A 15023-nucleotide genomic window follows, 5' to 3' on the forward strand; every position below is an offset into this window, starting at 1 on the left:
TGTCACCAGAAAGGGTAAAGGTGGCCGACTTTTACGCCGCCCGCAGCAGGCTCATCCCGCCGCTACCGTGGCCGACTTTCGCACCGCCGTTCTCATCCTTGGTTTTTCGACCCGATTAAGCTCCAAGTGCCGAAGAAGTGGGAGCTTTTTCTGGGCGGCGGAAATCGCGTCTCCGCCGCCTATAATTCTCTCCTGGGCACCATGTTTTTCCCACAACATAATGATTTGTATAGAAAAATCGTTCGGCATGGTTTCACGCCCCGCCTTGATCCAACACCCTTTGAGCGCCGCTTGATGCTTCGAACGCGTCAGTCGGGGGCGCGGGCTCATGGGTCAAAGTCAACCAGACTGTCGGCAAGGCCGCGCCGCGCCGTCGCTTCGGCTTCACCACCGGAAGTGATCGCAGCCGCCCACCGGTCGAGCGCGTCACGCTGCACGGGCGTTATCCTTTCCACCTTGCCGCAGCCCGTGCCATCCAGGCGGTCAATTCGTTTGAACAAGCGCGTTATGCGTTGGCTCAACATCCGTTTCCCGATAAGACAGGGACAGGGGGGCAACCGAGTAAAGTGGCGGACCGCCTCAGGCGATCCCGATGCAGGAATAAGGGTGCGAGAGCGAGACGGATGAGCACGGATTTCAGGCCGGGCGGGGGTCTTTCTTGACCGACATTGCCCCGGCAAAGCTGCGTCTTGACAAATGGCTTTGGCAGGCGCGGTTTTTCAAGACCCGCACGCTTGCGGCAGGGCAGGTGTCGGCGGGTCATGTCCGGGTCAATGGCGCGCGGGTGAGCAAGCCCGCGCAGGGTGTCGGCCCAGGCGATGTGCTGACATTCGCGCAAGGCACGCGGGTGCGGGTGGTGCGCATCGCCGCACTTGGGGCGCGACGCGGGCCTTCCGTCGAGGCGCAGGCCCTCTATGATGACCTGAGCCCGCCCGAGACGCAGGACACCGTTCCGCCGGCACCGCGCTTCGAGGGAAAGGGGCGGCCCACCAAGCGCGACCGGCGCAAACTCCTCCCGCGTGATCCCGGCACGCTTGAATGATCCGGCACACTGGATTAGGTGATGCGCAGCGCTGAGGAAACCTGAGAGATCGCCATGACCTATGTCGTCACCGACAATTGCATCGCCTGCAAATACACCGATTGCGTCGAGGTATGCCCGGTGGACTGTTTCTACGAGGGCGAGAACATGCTGGTGATCCATCCCGACGAATGCATTGACTGCGGCGTGTGCGAACCGGAATGCCCCGCCGACGCGATCCGCCCCGATACCGAACCGGACATGGAGCCGTGGGTCACCTTCAACCGAAAGTATTCCGAGGCTTGGCCGGTCATCGTGACCAAGAAGGACCCGCTGCCCGAAGCCGAAGAGCGCGACGGCGAGACGGGCAAGATGGACAAGTATTTCTCCGAGGCCCCCGGCGAAGGAGGCTGAGCCCGACGCGCATCCCGATTCGGCGCGCAGCCGGACCGGATGAAGGTTTTGAATTCGTTTAACGCATTGAAATCCTGACTTGAAAAGAGGTGTTTGAGAGCATCCCCTTTCGCAAGGGTCTTTTTTGTGTTACACTAACTTAGGTGACACAAGAAACACGCCTCACAGGCCCCCTTACGCTGCCGTTGGGGGCAAATCATGTAACATGACCCATATACCCTGATCTTGAGAGATCGAGGCATGTGGCGTTTGCTGTGCCTTAGGGCGTGATGCAAGGAAAGAACCGAATGTCGAAAACCAGAAAGACCGAGTTTCGCCCCGACGATTACGTTGTCTATCCGGCGCATGGCGTGGGCCAGATCATCTCGATCGAGGAACAGGAGATTGCGGGCCTCAGCCTCGAGATGTTCGTCATCTCCTTTGAAAAGGACAAGATGACCTTGCGCGTGCCAACCAACAAGGCGGTGGAAATCGGGATGCGCGGCCTGTCGAGCCCGGACGTGATCTCCAAGGCGATGACCACGCTCAAGGGCAAGGCGCGCGTCAAGCGGGCGATGTGGTCGCGCCGCGCGCAGGAGTATGAGCAGAAAATCAATTCGGGCGACCTTATCGCCATCGCAGAGGTCGTGCGCGACCTGCACCGCAGCGACGATCAGCGCGAACAGAGCTATTCGGAGCGTCAGCTTTACGAGGCCGCGCTTGAGCGCCTGACGCGCGAAGTGGCGGCCGCCTCCGGTGCGGATGAGGTTCAGGCCGCCAAGCAGGTTGGCGAGGTTCTGGTGTCCCGCGCGGCCTGATCCGTTCATTATCTGAAAAAGGCCGTGCCTCGAAAGGGCGCGGCCTTTGTCGTCTCACGGGCGGCCACCGCCCTGCCGCACGCATGTCACGCGGGTTGAGGGTTGCCAGCCCGGTCAAGGCTGCCGCAAGGACCGTTGAACGCTCATTCAGCCGCCACGGCCTGCGGATCGGCGAGTGCCACGATGTCCATCATGATTGTGTTCAACTCGAAATCCTTGGGCGTATAGACGCGTGCCACGCCCATTTCGCGCATCCGTTTCGCGTCCTCCTCGGGGATGATGCCGCCGACGATCACCGGCACATGCCCCAACTCGGCCGCGCGCATCCGGTCCATCAACTCCTCGACCAGCGGCATGTGGCTGCCCGAGAGGATCGAGAGGCCGACGACATGCGCCTCATCCTCAAGGGCTGCGGCGACGATCTGTTCAGGCGTCAGGCGGATGCCCTCGTAGCGGATATCCATGCCGCAATCGCGGGCACGGCAGGCGATCTGCTCGGCCCCGTTGGAATGCCCGTCAAGCCCCGGCTTGCCGACAAGGAACTTCAGTCGCCGGCCAAGCCGCCCCGAGACGGTATCAACGGCGGCGCGCAGATCGTCGAGCCCCTCGGTGCGGTTCGATGGGCTGGCCGAGACGCCGGTGGGGCCGCGATATTCGCCATGCACGGCGCGCATCTCGGCGGCCCATTCGCCCGTGGTCACGCCTGCGCGGGCGCAGGCGATGGAGGAAGGCATGATGTTGCGCCCCTCGTTTGCCGCGGCGCGCAGATCGGCGAGCGCGGCCGTGACGGCGGCGGCGTCGCGGGTGCTGCGCCAAGCGTCCAGCCGCGCGATCTGCTCGGCCTCGACCGCCGGATCGACGACCATGATCCCGCCATCCTCGGTCTGGAGCGGCGAGGGTTCACCCTCCTGCCATTTGTTGACGCCGACAACGACGGTTTCGCCCGCCTCGATCCGGCCCAGCCGGTCGGCATTGCTTTCCACCAGCCGCGATTTCATATACTCGATCGCCGCCACCGCGCCGCCCATGCTCTCGATATTGGCCAGTTCGTGCCGCGCGCCGTCCTTGAGCACCGCGACCTTGGCATCGACCGCCGGGTTGCCGTCAAAAAGGTCGTCGAATTCCAGCAAATCCGTCTCATAGGCCAGAATTTGCTGCATCCGCATCGACCATTGCTGATCCCAGGGGCGCGGCAGGCCAAGCGCCTCGTTCCACGCCGGAAGCTGAACCGCGCGGGCACGCGCGCGTTTCGAGAGCGTCACGGCCAGCATCTCGATCAGGATGCGGTAAACGTTGTTTTCGGGTTGCTGCTCGGTCAGGCCCAGCGAATTGACCTGCACGCCGTAGCGGAAGCGGCGGTGTTTGGGGTCGCTGACGCCGTAGCGCTCCTGCAATATCTCGTCCCACAGATCGACAAAGGCGCGCATCTTGCACATCTCGGTCACGAACCGGATACCTGCGTTGACAAAGAACGAAATCCGCGACGCGAGGGCCGGGAAATCGGCGGCGGGGACACGAGGGCGCAGCTCATCCAGCACCGCGACGGCGGTGGCCAGCGCAAAGGCCAGCTCTTGCTCGGGCGTGGCGCCCGCCTCTTGCAGGTGATAGGAACAGACATTCATCGGGTTCCATTTCGGCACATGCTTGTAGCAATATTCGGCCACGTCGCCGATCATTTTCAGGCTCGGCGCGGGCGGGCAGATATAGGTCCCGCGCGACAGATATTCCTTGATGAGGTCGTTCTGCACCGTGCCTTGCAACGCGGCCACATCCGCCCCCTGCTCTTCGGCCACGGCGATATAGAGCGCCAGAAGCCAGGGCGCGGTGGCGTTGATCGTCATCGAGGTGTTCATCTGATCGAGCGGGATCGCGTCAAACAGCGTGCGCATGTCGCCCAGATGGCAGATGGGCACGCCGACCTTGCCGACCTCGCCGCGGGCCAGGACATGATCGCTGTCATAGCCGGTCTGTGTGGGCAGATCGAAAGCGACCGAAAGGCCGGTCTGTCCCTTGCCGAGATTCGCGCGATAGAGCGCGTTGGATTTCGCCGCTGTCGAATGGCCCGCATAGGTGCGGATAAGCCAGGGGCGGTCTTTCTGCGTCTGCGACATCAGGCGGCCTCGTGAATCGGTTGCGTAATTTTCTTACGTTCACGACAAACTACAGGCAACAAACCTGCACTGTCAATTCGCTGCGTTGCGGCGAAGCCGGGATTTCGCGCTTGCAGCCGGGGCGGGCCGAAAGCGTGAGCGGCTGGGGCCCTTGTGCACGGCGTTTGGCCTATTGCCCATAGAAGTTCTTGACCCGCAGGACGTCAAAAATGACAATATACCCGCTCAATCAACTTTATCTTCAGCTCTTTCATCAGCCAGAGGTCGCCAAGCAGTCCCCCGGAAATCTCTGGGCGAACATCCGGAGGTGTGCCGAGATGTTCCGCCACTCGCTCGCTCAGCGGAAACGAGCCATCCATCACGACGACCCGAGGATCACGCAAGTGAGCGCGAGGCAGGCAAGCCCCAGAACCGCCTCGCCGAGCGAGGGCAAGGGACCTTCCTCGGGCACGCCGTATTCAGGGGCGAACATGCCGGCGAGACAGGGGTCGGGGGCGTAGCAGATCATGGGCGCGGCTCCTTGTCTCGGGGTCAGGTCAGGATCAGTATGGCCAGCATCGAGACATAGGCGACGGCAAAGACGGTCATGGGAACGGCCTTGCGGATGCGGTTGAATACGGGTGTCATGCGATGGCCTCCTGTCGGCTGAGATGGGTCTGGAAACTTGTCGTGGCGCGGCCCGGCAGGGCGGGTAGCGTCCAGATCAGATCGCGCAGGGCGCGCCCCTCGGGCCAGGGGCCAAAGCCCGAGGCCACGTTGATATGCCCCGCCTCGCCCATATCGACAAACTCCGCGCCCCAGCGTTTGGCAAGCCAGCGCGCGCGCGGCTGTGCCATCCACGGATCGTTGCGGCTCGCGGCGACGATGGTCGGCACGTGCAGGGCCACCTCGGGGATCTTGCCGAAAGGGGCTGTGCGCGCGTCATGGCTGGGCTCTGCCGGCGCCACCAGAAGCGCGCCGCCGACCTTGAGCTGCGGCCAGCGCGCCAGAAGCTGCACCGCCGCCACCGCCCCCAGCGAATGCGCCACCAGAACCGCGCCGGGATGCAGCAAAAGCGCGCCCGCGATCTCGGTCAGCCATTGATCCGAGCGCGGGCGGGTCCAGCATTTCTGCTCGACGATGCGCGCGGTCGGGTCGATGCGTTCCCACCAGTGTTGCCAATGGGGGGCGGGCGAGCCGTCAAGGCCGGGAAGAAGCAGGGTTCTGATCATGGTGATCTCCTTTCCCAAATACACTATCATGTTTATCGTGTTTTAGGGTTCCAAATTTGTCGCAGGTTTTGGAATGTGAGTCTCCTTTTCGGGGGTGGGTCAGACCGTCTCGGTATCGACTGGCAACACGGTGCTGTCGCGGATCACCTCCATCGAGAATTTCGAGGTGACATTGCGACAGGGCAAACGGCGGGTCAGCAGCAGGTAGAATTCGTCAAAGCTGGCCATGTCGGCCACGGCGACTTTCAGCAGGTAATCGACATCGCCCGCCATGCGATGCACTTCGATGATCTGCGCAAATTCCGCGATGGCGGCGCGAAACTCGGCGCGCCACTCGCGGGAATGATCGGGGGCCTCGATCTCGACAAAGACGGTCAGGCCAAGGCCGATCCGGGCGGGGTCAACGATGGCCACCCGCCCGGTGATGATGCCAGTGGCCTCAAGCTTTTGCACCCGTTTCCAGCAGGGGGTTTGCGACAGCCCGACGCGCTCGGCCAGTTGCGCCACGGGAATGGTCGCGTCGCGCATCAACTCGTGCAGGATCTTGCGGTCGATACGGTCCAGATCGGTCTTGGTCATGATCAGGACGCCGTGAATTCACGCACGAAATCATTGACCGGTTTGGCGCGGATCTCCGAGGGTTTGCCGACCTGCTCGATGCGGCCCATCGACATGACCACCACCAGATCGGCCAGTTCCATCGCCTCTTCCTGATCGTGGGTCACGAAAATCGTGGTCAGGCCGGTGGTGTCGTGGATATCGCGCAGGCCCTGGCGCAATTCCTTGCGCACCTTGGCATCCAGCGCGCCGAAGGGTTCATCCAGCAGCAGCATCCGCGGCTCGATCGCCAACGCGCGCGCCAGCGCCACGCGCTGCCGCTGCCCGCCCGAGAGTTGGCTGGGATAGCGCGCGCCGATATCGGGTAGCTGGATCAGGTCCAGCAAGCGGTTCACCCGGCGGCCGATCTCGGCCTCGGTCGGGCGGGTCTTGCGGGGGCGCGCGCGCAGGCCATAGGCGATGTTTTCAAACACGGTCATGTGTTTGAAGAGTGCGTAATGCTGAAACACGAAGCCCGCGCGGCGTTCCTGCACGCTCAGCCCGGTGGCGTCGGAGCCATCAAACAGCACCCGCCCCGAGGTGGGAAATTCCAGCCCGCCAAGGATGCGCAAGAGCGTGGTCTTGCCCGACCCCGACGGCCCCAGAAGGGCGATGAGCGCCCCCGAGGGGATGGCGAGCGAGACCGGATGCAGCGCCCGCTCGGTGCCGAATTCCTTGGCCAGTTCCTCGATCTCGATATGCATGTGTTTTGCCCTTTCAGTGGCGGCGCGTTGCGGCCAGAACATCCGCGTGACGCCATTCCAGAAGCGATTTGAGGGTGAGCGTGACCAGCGCCAGAAGCGCCAGAACAGCGGCCAGTGAAAACGCCGCGACCGAGAGATATTCGTTGTAGAACATCTCGATCATGATCGGCATGGTGGTTGTCTCGCCCCGGATCTTGCCCGAGATGACGGCGACCGCGCCAAACTCGCCCATGGCGCGCGCGTTGCACAAGAGCACGCCATAAAGCAGCGCCCAACGGATATTGGGCAGGGTGACAGTGAAAAAGGCGCGCCAGCCTGAGGCCCCCAATGTGAGCGCCGCCTCTTCCTCGGCCTGGCCCTGTTCGATCATCACCGGAATGAGCTCGCGCGCGACAAAGGGGAAGGTCACGAACATCGTGGCCAGCACGATGCCGGGAAAGGCGAACACGATCTGCATGTCATTGGCCACCAACCAGCCCCCGAGCGACGAGTTGACGCCGAACAAAAGCACCAACGCCAGCCCCGCCACCACCGGCGAGACGGAAAACGGCAGGTCAATCAGCGTGATCAGGAACGCCTTGCCGCGAAAGTCGAACTTCGTGATCGCCCAGGCGGCGGCGATACCGAACACCGCGTTCAGCGGCACGGCGATGGCCGCGACGATCAGCGTGAGGCGGATCGCCGACCACGCATCGGGCGACGACAGCGCCGTGAGCGAGGCCGCCCAGCCATCGCGCAGCGCCTCGGCAAAGACGGCGATGAGCGGCGCGAAGAGCAGCACGCCGATCAGCACCAGAACCGTGCCGATCAGAAGATGTCGCGCCAGCCGTGGCTCCGTGGTGACGGGGGTGTGGTGAGTGAGCGCGATATCAGACATGCTTGCCCCCTGCGTCGCAGCTAAGGTCGTCAAGCGATCCGGTGCCATGCGCGTTGGCCAAAACCTCGCCGAGCGCGAGGGCAAGCATCAACGCGATCAAGATCAGGGGGCCACCGACGACCCACACCGCGAGGATGACCCAAAGCGATTTGCCGGCGGCCATCGCCGCCAGGATCAGGATAAGCGTTGCCAGCCCGGCGAGAAGAAACGTCGCGCCAGCAGCAAGTTCGGGTTCGTTGTGTGTGTTCACGATATCAGACAAGACCGATCCTCCGTCTGCTCCAGATTTGAATGATGTTGATGGCCAGCAGCATCGCAAAGGAAATCAGCAACATGGCGATGCCGATCGCGGCAGCGGCGTCGTAATTGTATTCCTCCAGCCGGATCACGATCAGCAGCGGTGCGATCTCGGTGAGGTTCGGGATATTGCCCGCGATGAAGATGACCGATCCGTATTCGCCGACCGACCGCGCCAAGGCGAGTGCGAAGCCGGTCAGAAGTGCCGGCGTCAGCGTGGGCAGAACCACCCGGCGCAGCGTGTAGGCGCGGCGCGCGCCCAGCGTGGCGCTGACCTCTTCCACCTCGCGGTCCAACTCTTCGATCACCGGCTGCACGGTGCGCACAACGAAGGGCAGCCCGATGAAGATCAGCGCCATCCAGATGCCCAACTCGGTATAGGCCACCTTGATGCCCAAGGGGGCCAGCGCCTGCCCGAACACACCATTGGGCGCGTAAAGCGCGGTGAGCGCGATGCCCGCCACCGCCGTCGGCAGGGCAAAGGGCAGGTCAACGGCGGCGTCGATCAGCTTGCGCCCCCAGAACCGATAGCGCACCAGCACCCAGGCCAGTGCCAGCCCGAACACGAGGTTGAACAGCGACGCGATCAAAGCGGCGCGAAACGACAATTCCAGCGCCGCCCAGATGCGGCGCGAATTGACCATGCCCCACACATCGGCCGGGCCAATCATCAGGCCACGCCCCAGCAACGCGCCGATAGGAAGAAGCACCACGATGGACAGGATCGCCATCATGATGCCAAAGCTCAGCCCAAACCCCGGCAGGGGTGAGGGCGAGCGCAAAAGGCTCGCCCGCATGGTCATTCCTCATAAATCTGATCAAACACGCCGCCCTCGCCGAAATACTCGGGCTGCACCTTGGGCCAGCCGCCGAACTCGGCAATCGACAGGCGCGTGACATCGGGGAAGCGCGCGACATCCTCGGGGTTGGCCTTGGACGTGTCCCAGGCGCGGTAGAAGTGTTTCAGCGCCAGTGCCTGTGCCTCGGGGCTGTAGAGATGCTCCAGATAGGCCTCGGCGGCCTTGCGCTGCGCCTCGCTCTTGATGTTGCCATCGACCAGCGTCACCGGCGGCTCCGCCAGAACCGAGACCGACGGCACCACGATGTCGAACGCATCCTCGCCGCGCTCCTTCAGCGCCAGAAACGCTTCGTTCTCCCACGCGAGCAACACATCGCCGATGCCGCGCTGCGTAAAGGTCGTGGTCGAGCCGCGCGCGCCGGTATCGAGCACCGGCACGTTTTTATAAAGCTTGCCCACAAAGTCCTTGGGATCGAGCCCGTTCTTGTCGGCATAGGCCCAGGCGGCAAGGAAGTTCCAGCGCGCGCCGCCCGATGTCTTGGGGTTGGGGGTGACGACCTGAACGCCGTCCTTCACCAGATCATCCCAATCCTTGATGCCCTTGGGGTTGCCGTCGCGCACCAGAAACACAATGGTCGAGGTATAGGGCGAGGAATTATGCGCCAGCCGCGATTGCCAGTCGGCGGGGAATTTGCCGGTGCTGGCGGAAATCTTGTCGATATCGGCCGACAGCGCCAGCGTGACCACCGTCGCCTCCAGCCCGTCGATCACGGCCCGCGCCTGTGCGCCCGCGCCGCCATGCGATTGCTGAACGGTCACCGGTGCATTGCCCTGCGCGGTCCACCAGTCGTTGAAGAGCTCGTTATACTCGCGGTAAAACTCGCGGGTCGGGTCGTAGGACACGTTGAGGATCTCCACGCTCTCCTGCGCCTGTGCCGCGCCGTTGCCGACCGGGCTCAGCATCAGGCCAAGGGCGGCAACAGTCGCCACGAGGCCGCCACGCAGGCCGCGCTTGCCGAGCAACCGGCTGCCAAGATCCACCACCGCGCGGCTTTTTTCGACCGCGCGTCCGATCAGGCGCGTCTTGCCGGCCTCGATCTCGATGCGGCCATCGCTCAGAGTGCGAATGAATTTGCCCTGTGCCTGCGCATAGGCGCCAAGCTGGATGGTGCGATACATGGGTGTCTCCTTTGTTCAACCCCGTGTCCAAATCTCGTGTCAGGCGGCGGGGCCGATGGGACGCAACACCCTTTCCAAGGGCGCTGTCCCGGCGCACCGCCATCTGACACCTAAATAACGACAGAGATGGTCGAGTATTGCAAAGGAAAAATCACGGCGATCTTGGTCGTGATTATAGAATATTATTCTCCGGCCTGCGACGCCGCCACATCGAAGCGCTCCAGCGGGGCCGAATCCCGCTGCAAATCGGCCAAAGTCAGCGATTCGATCATCAGGATATAGGTGGCATAAAACCCGCCAAACACCGCCCGCACGCGGCAGGTTTGTTCATCCTTGCAATCCTCGCAACGCCGGTAAGCCTTGCGCGAGAGGCACGGCAGCGGTGCCATCGGCCCGTCAATCAGGCGCAAAACCTCGGCAATCGAAATGCGGCGCGGCTCCTTGATCAGCTCATAGCCGCCATTGCGCCCCCGCTTGCTGCCGATCAAGCCAGCGCGCTTGAGGTCCAGCAGGATATGCTCCAGAAACCGCTTCGGCGCGCCGGAACGCTCTGCGATTTCCTCGATCCGCAACGCCTCGCCTGTGTCCGCCTTTTCATCGGCCAGAACCATCAGGGATTTGAGAGCATATTTTGTCTTGTGGGTGATCATGTCGGATATCTGGCCTTGGAAAGTGCGACTAACAAGGTCAACTTTATCAGGATGTCTGCAAAACGCGAGACCCGAGCGCTGTTTGCTATGAAAAACCACGGGTCATCAGAGCAAATATATCACGTGCCTATTACCTGGTCCGCTCCGCTCGGCCGTGGACGTCGCCGCCGGCAGTCGGAACCGTGCCTGGAAGCCGTCCGCTGCGTCGGGCCTTGGGGATGCGAGGGTCAGCGTGCCGCCGGTGCGGTTTGCGATGGCGGCGACGATCGCAAGTCCGAGCCCGCTGCCATCCGAGGTCTGCGTGTCGCGCTGGAAGCGGTCGGTCAGGTGGGCGAGGCGATCAGGGCCGACCACCGGTCCGGCGTTCGAGACGATCAGTGCGCCATCAGGCGTGAGAGTTACCCCAACATCGCCATATGCGGCACCATGCCGAAGCGCATTCTCCACCAGGTTTCGGCAAACGATACCCAGGGCGTCGGGGTCGATGGTCGACAGGACCGGCGTCCCGGGAAGGTCAAGCGCAATCGCGGGTGCCTCGAGGCCGCGCGCCATGTCCTCCACGACAAGGCGCAGCGCCATTCGCGCATCACATGGCATTTCCGACAACAGGCGTCCGCCTTCGGCGCGCGCCAGTTGCATCAGGCGCTCGGTGCGGCGGGTCAGCCGTTTCAGCGTCTCCTCGATATCGGTTGCGCGCTGTGCTGCCGCGCGGTCGCCGGTTTCCGACCGAAGGCGTTGCGCCTGCGCGATGGCCCCCGCAAGTGGCGTCCGCAACTCATGAGCCGCGTTCGCCGCAAAGCTGCGCTCGGCCTCGAACGCCGCGCGGAGCCGGGTCAGAAGGGCGTTCAACGTGTCGGCCAGCGGGGCGATTTCCCTCGGCAGGTCCTGGTCCGGCACTTCCGAGAGGTCGCGGGCGTCGCGCGCGTCAAGCCGGGTGCGGAACCGGTGCAGGGGCCCAAGGCTGAAGCGGACAAACAAGATGATCGCCGCAAGCGCCAGGGGCAGCACGACCAGCACCGGCAGGCCGAGGCCCATCTGGACTTCCCGAGCGACCGAGGCGCGATGCGCCAGCGGTTCGGCCACGGTGATCCGGATCGTGCCCTGCAAGGCGGCGTCGCTGTAGAGGCGATGCGTGGCGGTCTGGCCAAATCCCGGACCGTCGTAGGGAGGAAAAACGGCAGGGTCCGCCGCATGGGATTGCAGCAGGATGCGCCCTTGGGCATCGCGGACGACGTAAGTGAAAAACTCGTCATGCGCGCGGATCGGTGCAAGGCGCTGCGTCACGCCCTGATCTTCCCGCCCGACGATGTCGGTCACGGCCAGCGGCAGGATACGCTCGGCGGTCTCGCGCAAGGCACTGTCGAACACCTCGTCCATTTCGCCCCGGACGATCACCGCCGTGATCGCGGCGGCGGCGAGCCACAGGACCGTCAGCACGAGACCGAGCGTGAGGCCGAGCCGCGCCTGAAGGCTGGCGGGCCAGCTCATGCGCGCCCCAGACGGTAGCCCATGCCGCGCTCGGTCTCGATGATGGCACTCCCCAGCTTCTTGCGCAGGCGGCTCACGTGGACCTCGATGGTGTTGCTCTCGATCTCGGAACCGAAGCTGTAGAGCTTGTCTTCCAGTTGCGCCTTGGACAGCAATTGCCCGGGGCGCGACAGGAATGCCTCGAAGAGTGCCCATTCGCGCGCCGTCAGGGCGACCGGCTTGCCGTCCTTGTGGATGCTGCGGGCGGCGAGGTCGATATCCAGAGGCCCGTGGCTGACGATGGGGTTGGGGTTGCCGCTGTAGCGTCGCGCGACCGAACCGATGCGCGCCGACAGCTCCGACAGGTCGAAGGGTTTGACGAGGTAATCGTCGGCGCCCGCGTTCAAGCCCTCGATCCGGTCCGAGACCTGATCGAGGGCGGTCAGGATGATGACCGGCGTCACATCGCCCCGCGCGCGCAAGGATTTCAGAAATCCGATGCCGCGCCCGTCCGGCAGCATGAGGTCCAGGAGGATCAGGTCATAGGCGGTTCCAGTCACCGCGTCGCCCGCCGCATCGAGCCGCGTGACCCAATCCACCGACTGACCGTCGGCAGTGATCTGGTCGCGCACGGCGGCACCGAGTGTCGTGTCGTCCTCGATCAGCAGGATGCGCATGGGGTTTGATCTTTCCTTGTGTATTTGATCCGCTTCTGACGGTTTGTGCTGACGCAAAGCTGACGCGCGCGGGCCAATGTCTTCAGCCTGCCGTCAGCTTCGCCGCGCATAAGCTGCCTCAACAGGCGTTCCACAAGGAGATTGGCCCATGAAGCGGACATTGACAATTCTTGGCTTTCTCGCGGTCTTTCCGGCCGGTGCCGCGCTGGCGGATGATGATTGTTTCGTGCCGATGGCCGATTGGCAACCGCGCGATGCCGTGGCGCGGCTGGCCGAGACGAATGGCTGGACCGTGCGCCGCATCAAGATCGACGATGGCTGCTACGAGATCGACGGTCGGGATGCCAGCGGACGGCGAATCGAGGTGACTGTCCACCCGGCCACGCTGCAAGTGATCGAGTTCGAATACGAGGATGATGACGACGACGATCGACACGATCGGGATCGGGATCGGGATCGCAAAGGAGAGAAGGATGACTGACACCAACGCCATGCACACATCACGACCGGATGCCCGGACGGATCGCAAGGTCCGGGTCTGGGACCCTCTCGTCCGGGTGTTCCACTGGAGCCTTGTCGCCGCCTTCGCGGTGGCCTGGCTGAGTGCCGAGGAGCTTGACACCCTGCACGAGGTCGCGGGCTATGTCGTCGCCGGTCTGGTGGGTTTCCGGCTGATATGGGGCCTTGTCGGCAGCCGCTATGCGCGCTTTTCGCAATTCCTCAAGGGGCCCCGCGAGACGCTGGCCTATATCGGCGACCTGACGCGGGGCAGAGAGCGGCGCTATCTTGGTCACAATCCGGCCGGGGCGGCGATGATCGTGGCGTTGCTGATCGCGCTCTCGGGCACAGCCTTCACCGGTTGGCTTCTGGACGAGCCGGGCCGCGTGGCGATGCTGCCCGATATGCCGCAGATCGTGGCCCCTGCCCTTGCGGATGGCGACGACGATGGCGACGACGGCGAAGGCGGCGGCGGGTTTGTCGAAGAGGCGCACGAGGTTCTGGCCAACCTGCTGCTGCTGCTCGTGGCGCTGCACGTCGCGGGCGTCGTGCTGGCCTCGTTCCGCCACGATGAGAACCTCGCGCGCGCCATGGTCACCGGTGACAAGCGCGCACCGGAACCGGGCGACATCGCCTGAGCGTGCGAAATCCCCGCTTGATCCGGCCCCGCCTTCACCGGCGGGGCTTTTTTCTTGCTGACGGCAAGCTGAAGCGCGACTCACCGCTTTGTCAGGATGCGCTCAGGTCGGCACGCCAGATTGGTCTCAGCAGAGAAAAGGAGACCCTGCCATGAAACAGACCCTGATTGCCCTTTCCCTTGTCGCCCTCCTGCCCGCAGGTGCGGCGCTGGCCGATGACGATGATTGCAATGTGCCCCGCGACCAGTGGCAACCGCGCGAGGCCGCGATGCAGGCGGCCGAACAGAACGGCTGGACCGTGCGCAAGTTCAAGATCGACGATGGCTGTTACGAGATCGAGGGCCGCGATGCCAATGGCCGCGAGATCGAGGCCAAACTTGATCCCGCAACGCTGAAGGTCGTCGAGATGGAATATGAGGAGGATGACGACGACGATGATCGCGGCGGTGCCCGCAATCCCGCGCCGGCAGGCACCGTGGCCCCGCCGCAGAACGGCCTTTTCGGCACCGGCACCGTGCCGACGGTCAAAGTCAACTGATCCATGCCGCGGCGCGGCGGACTCCGCTGCGCCGTGCGTTGGATCCTGCATCACACCGCCATAAGGACATTGTCATGAAACCACTCCTCGCAACGCTCGCACTCACCACCGCGCTGACGCTTCCCGGCCTCGCCATGGCGAGGCCCGTCACATTGACCACCACCTTGAACACTTACGGCGGCGACGGCGCTTACCTTGCGCTCTATGTCACGGACGCCTCGGGCGCCTATGTCGGCAGCCTGTGGATGGCGGGCGGCAAGTCGAAATATTACACGCATCTGACCGACTGGCACCGCGCCACAGGGGGCGACACGGGCCAGGTCAACGGCATCACCGGGGCCAGTGTCGGCGCGGGGCGGACGCTCGAGATCACGCTCGATCTGGCCGATGCGCTCTTTGATGCGGGCTATACGCTGCACATCGACGCAGCGGTCGAGGACATGCGCGACAGCCCCAACGAGGTGGCGGTGCCGCTGACGACCGCAGGCGCGGGCACGCCCGTGCAGGGCCGCCGCTATATCGCCAGCTTCAAATACGACATGTAAGGG

General features: G+C 63.8%; 20 protein-coding genes. 7 read left to right on the forward strand and 13 right to left on the reverse strand.

The window, feature by feature from the left end; genetic code table 11:
* Positions 1–326: 326 nt before the first annotated feature.
* Positions 327–524 carry a hypothetical protein gene (locus tag ABIE57_RS16955; RefSeq protein WP_354540214.1) on the reverse strand — a complete coding sequence of 66 codons (198 nt, stop codon included), beginning with the start codon at positions 522–524 and terminating at the stop codon, positions 327–329.
* A gap of 143 nt (positions 525–667) precedes the next feature.
* Between ABIE57_RS16955 and ABIE57_RS16960 the strand changes: the two genes are divergently transcribed.
* The 3 genes from ABIE57_RS16960 (at position 668) to ABIE57_RS16970 (ending at position 2232) form a co-directional block, all read left to right on the forward strand.
* Complete coding sequence (locus ABIE57_RS16960; RefSeq protein WP_354540268.1) at positions 668–1042, forward strand: RNA-binding S4 domain-containing protein; 375 nt, start codon at positions 668–670, stop codon at positions 1040–1042.
* A 54-nt stretch (positions 1043–1096) separates the two neighbouring features.
* Positions 1097–1435, forward strand: coding sequence for a ferredoxin FdxA (gene fdxA, locus ABIE57_RS16965; RefSeq protein ID WP_354540215.1), 339 nt, complete (start codon positions 1097–1099; stop codon positions 1433–1435).
* 287 nt (positions 1436–1722) lie between these two features.
* Complete coding sequence (locus ABIE57_RS16970) at positions 1723–2232, forward strand: CarD family transcriptional regulator (protein ID WP_354540216.1); 510 nt, start codon at positions 1723–1725, stop codon at positions 2230–2232.
* A 143-nt stretch (positions 2233–2375) separates the two neighbouring features.
* On the opposite strand, the gene ABIE57_RS16975 is transcribed toward ABIE57_RS16970, so the two are convergent.
* The 12 genes from ABIE57_RS16975 to ABIE57_RS17030 form a co-directional block, all read right to left on the reverse strand.
* Complete coding sequence (locus tag ABIE57_RS16975) at positions 2376–4343, reverse strand: methylmalonyl-CoA mutase family protein (protein ID WP_354540217.1); 1968 nt, start codon at positions 4341–4343, stop codon at positions 2376–2378.
* 358 nt (positions 4344–4701) lie between these two features.
* The gene (locus ABIE57_RS16980) at positions 4702–4851 is read right to left on the reverse strand and encodes a hypothetical protein (RefSeq protein ID WP_354540218.1); all 150 of its coding nucleotides are present in this window, start codon (positions 4849–4851) and stop codon (positions 4702–4704) included.
* A gap of 115 nt (positions 4852–4966) precedes the next feature.
* Complete coding sequence (locus tag ABIE57_RS16985) at positions 4967–5554, reverse strand: RBBP9/YdeN family alpha/beta hydrolase (protein ID WP_354540219.1); 588 nt, start codon at positions 5552–5554, stop codon at positions 4967–4969.
* Between the two features lie 99 nt (positions 5555–5653).
* Positions 5654–6133 carry an Lrp/AsnC family transcriptional regulator gene (locus ABIE57_RS16990; RefSeq protein WP_354540220.1) on the reverse strand — a complete coding sequence of 160 codons (480 nt, stop codon included), beginning with the start codon at positions 6131–6133 and terminating at the stop codon, positions 5654–5656.
* A 2-nt stretch (positions 6134–6135) separates the two neighbouring features.
* The gene (locus tag ABIE57_RS16995; protein WP_354540221.1) at positions 6136–6855 is read right to left on the reverse strand and encodes a sulfate/molybdate ABC transporter ATP-binding protein; all 720 of its coding nucleotides are present in this window, start codon (positions 6853–6855) and stop codon (positions 6136–6138) included.
* Positions 6856–6868: 13 nt separating this feature from the next.
* Entirely contained in the window at positions 6869–7732 is an 864-nt protein-coding gene (cysW, locus tag ABIE57_RS17000; RefSeq protein ID WP_354540222.1) for a sulfate ABC transporter permease subunit CysW, read from the reverse strand.
* Positions 7725–7982: a hypothetical protein gene (locus ABIE57_RS17005; protein ID WP_354540223.1), complete on the reverse strand. Its 258-nt coding sequence runs from the start codon at positions 7980–7982 to the stop codon at positions 7725–7727. Before ABIE57_RS17005 ends, cysW begins: the two co-directional genes overlap by 8 nt.
* A 4-nt stretch (positions 7983–7986) precedes the next feature.
* Positions 7987–8826, reverse strand: coding sequence for a sulfate ABC transporter permease subunit CysT (gene cysT, locus ABIE57_RS17010; RefSeq protein WP_354540224.1), 840 nt, complete (start codon positions 8824–8826; stop codon positions 7987–7989).
* 2 nt (positions 8827–8828) lie between these two features.
* A complete protein-coding gene (locus ABIE57_RS17015; protein ID WP_454283773.1) occupies positions 8829–10007 on the reverse strand; it encodes a sulfate ABC transporter substrate-binding protein in 1179 nt (392 codons plus the stop codon).
* Between the two features lie 182 nt (positions 10008–10189).
* The gene (locus ABIE57_RS17020; protein WP_354540225.1) at positions 10190–10657 is read right to left on the reverse strand and encodes an RrF2 family transcriptional regulator; all 468 of its coding nucleotides are present in this window, start codon (positions 10655–10657) and stop codon (positions 10190–10192) included.
* Between the two features lie 105 nt (positions 10658–10762).
* On the reverse strand, positions 10763–12145 hold the full coding sequence (locus ABIE57_RS17025) for a sensor histidine kinase (RefSeq protein ID WP_354540226.1): 1383 nt from the start codon (positions 12143–12145) through the stop codon (positions 10763–10765).
* Positions 12142–12801: a response regulator transcription factor gene (locus ABIE57_RS17030; protein ID WP_354540227.1), complete on the reverse strand. Its 660-nt coding sequence runs from the start codon at positions 12799–12801 to the stop codon at positions 12142–12144. Before ABIE57_RS17030 ends, ABIE57_RS17025 begins: the two co-directional genes overlap by 4 nt.
* Positions 12802–12949: 148 nt before the next feature.
* On the opposite strand from ABIE57_RS17030, the gene ABIE57_RS17035 reads away from it, so the two are divergent.
* The 4 genes from ABIE57_RS17035 to ABIE57_RS17050 all read left to right on the forward strand — a co-directional run bounded on the left by ABIE57_RS17035 (position 12950) and on the right by ABIE57_RS17050 (position 15020).
* The gene (locus tag ABIE57_RS17035; RefSeq protein ID WP_354540228.1) at positions 12950–13282 is read left to right on the forward strand and encodes a PepSY domain-containing protein; all 333 of its coding nucleotides are present in this window, start codon (positions 12950–12952) and stop codon (positions 13280–13282) included.
* A complete protein-coding gene (locus tag ABIE57_RS17040; RefSeq protein ID WP_354540229.1) occupies positions 13275–13937 on the forward strand; it encodes a cytochrome b/b6 domain-containing protein in 663 nt (220 codons plus the stop codon). The genes ABIE57_RS17035 and ABIE57_RS17040 overlap by 8 nt, the downstream gene beginning before the upstream one ends.
* A 151-nt stretch (positions 13938–14088) precedes the next feature.
* Positions 14089–14475, forward strand: coding sequence for a PepSY domain-containing protein (locus ABIE57_RS17045; protein WP_354540230.1), 387 nt, complete (start codon positions 14089–14091; stop codon positions 14473–14475).
* Positions 14476–14549: 74 nt separating this feature from the next.
* Positions 14550–15020, forward strand: a complete 471-nt coding sequence (locus tag ABIE57_RS17050; protein WP_354540231.1) for a DUF2271 domain-containing protein — start codon at positions 14550–14552, stop codon at positions 15018–15020.
* Positions 15021–15023: the final 3 nt, after the last annotated feature.

This window comes from Roseovarius sp. MBR-6, assembly GCF_040547525.1.
Classification (GTDB): domain Bacteria; phylum Pseudomonadota; class Alphaproteobacteria; order Rhodobacterales; family Rhodobacteraceae; genus Roseovarius.

What these genes read in the sequence shown, in the direction of transcription:
- ABIE57_RS17020 (WP_354540225.1), bottom strand. Translation starts at nt 10,657, where the DNA reads ATGATCACCCACAAGACAAAATATGCTCTCAAATCCCTGATGGTTCTG.
- ABIE57_RS17035 (WP_354540228.1), top strand. Translation starts at nt 12,950, where the DNA reads ATGAAGCGGACATTGACAATTCTTGGCTTTCTCGCGGTCTTTCCGGCC.
- ABIE57_RS17050 (WP_354540231.1), top strand. Translation starts at nt 14,550, where the DNA reads ATGAAACCACTCCTCGCAACGCTCGCACTCACCACCGCGCTGACGCTT.
- ABIE57_RS16975 (WP_354540217.1), bottom strand. Translation starts at nt 4,343, where the DNA reads ATGTCGCAGACGCAGAAAGACCGCCCCTGGCTTATCCGCACCTATGCG.
- ABIE57_RS16990 (WP_354540220.1), bottom strand. Translation starts at nt 6,133, where the DNA reads ATGACCAAGACCGATCTGGACCGTATCGACCGCAAGATCCTGCACGAG.
- ABIE57_RS17015 (WP_454283773.1), bottom strand. Translation starts at nt 10,007, where the DNA reads ATGTATCGCACCATCCAGCTTGGCGCCTATGCGCAGGCACAGGGCAAA.
- ABIE57_RS17040 (WP_354540229.1), top strand. Translation starts at nt 13,275, where the DNA reads ATGACTGACACCAACGCCATGCACACATCACGACCGGATGCCCGGACG.
- ABIE57_RS16995 (WP_354540221.1), bottom strand. Translation starts at nt 6,855, where the DNA reads ATGCATATCGAGATCGAGGAACTGGCCAAGGAATTCGGCACCGAGCGG.
- ABIE57_RS17025 (WP_354540226.1), bottom strand. Translation starts at nt 12,145, where the DNA reads ATGAGCTGGCCCGCCAGCCTTCAGGCGCGGCTCGGCCTCACGCTCGGT.
- cysW (WP_354540222.1), bottom strand. Translation starts at nt 7,732, where the DNA reads ATGTCTGATATCGCGCTCACTCACCACACCCCCGTCACCACGGAGCCA.
- ABIE57_RS17045 (WP_354540230.1), top strand. Translation starts at nt 14,089, where the DNA reads ATGAAACAGACCCTGATTGCCCTTTCCCTTGTCGCCCTCCTGCCCGCA.
- fdxA (WP_354540215.1), top strand. Translation starts at nt 1,097, where the DNA reads ATGACCTATGTCGTCACCGACAATTGCATCGCCTGCAAATACACCGAT.
- cysT (WP_354540224.1), bottom strand. Translation starts at nt 8,826, where the DNA reads ATGCGGGCGAGCCTTTTGCGCTCGCCCTCACCCCTGCCGGGGTTTGGG.
- ABIE57_RS16970 (WP_354540216.1), top strand. Translation starts at nt 1,723, where the DNA reads ATGTCGAAAACCAGAAAGACCGAGTTTCGCCCCGACGATTACGTTGTC.
- ABIE57_RS16980 (WP_354540218.1), bottom strand. Translation starts at nt 4,851, where the DNA reads ATGATCTGCTACGCCCCCGACCCCTGTCTCGCCGGCATGTTCGCCCCT.
- ABIE57_RS16985 (WP_354540219.1), bottom strand. Translation starts at nt 5,554, where the DNA reads ATGATCAGAACCCTGCTTCTTCCCGGCCTTGACGGCTCGCCCGCCCCC.
- ABIE57_RS16955 (WP_354540214.1), bottom strand. Translation starts at nt 524, where the DNA reads ATGTTGAGCCAACGCATAACGCGCTTGTTCAAACGAATTGACCGCCTG.
- ABIE57_RS17030 (WP_354540227.1), bottom strand. Translation starts at nt 12,801, where the DNA reads ATGCGCATCCTGCTGATCGAGGACGACACGACACTCGGTGCCGCCGTG.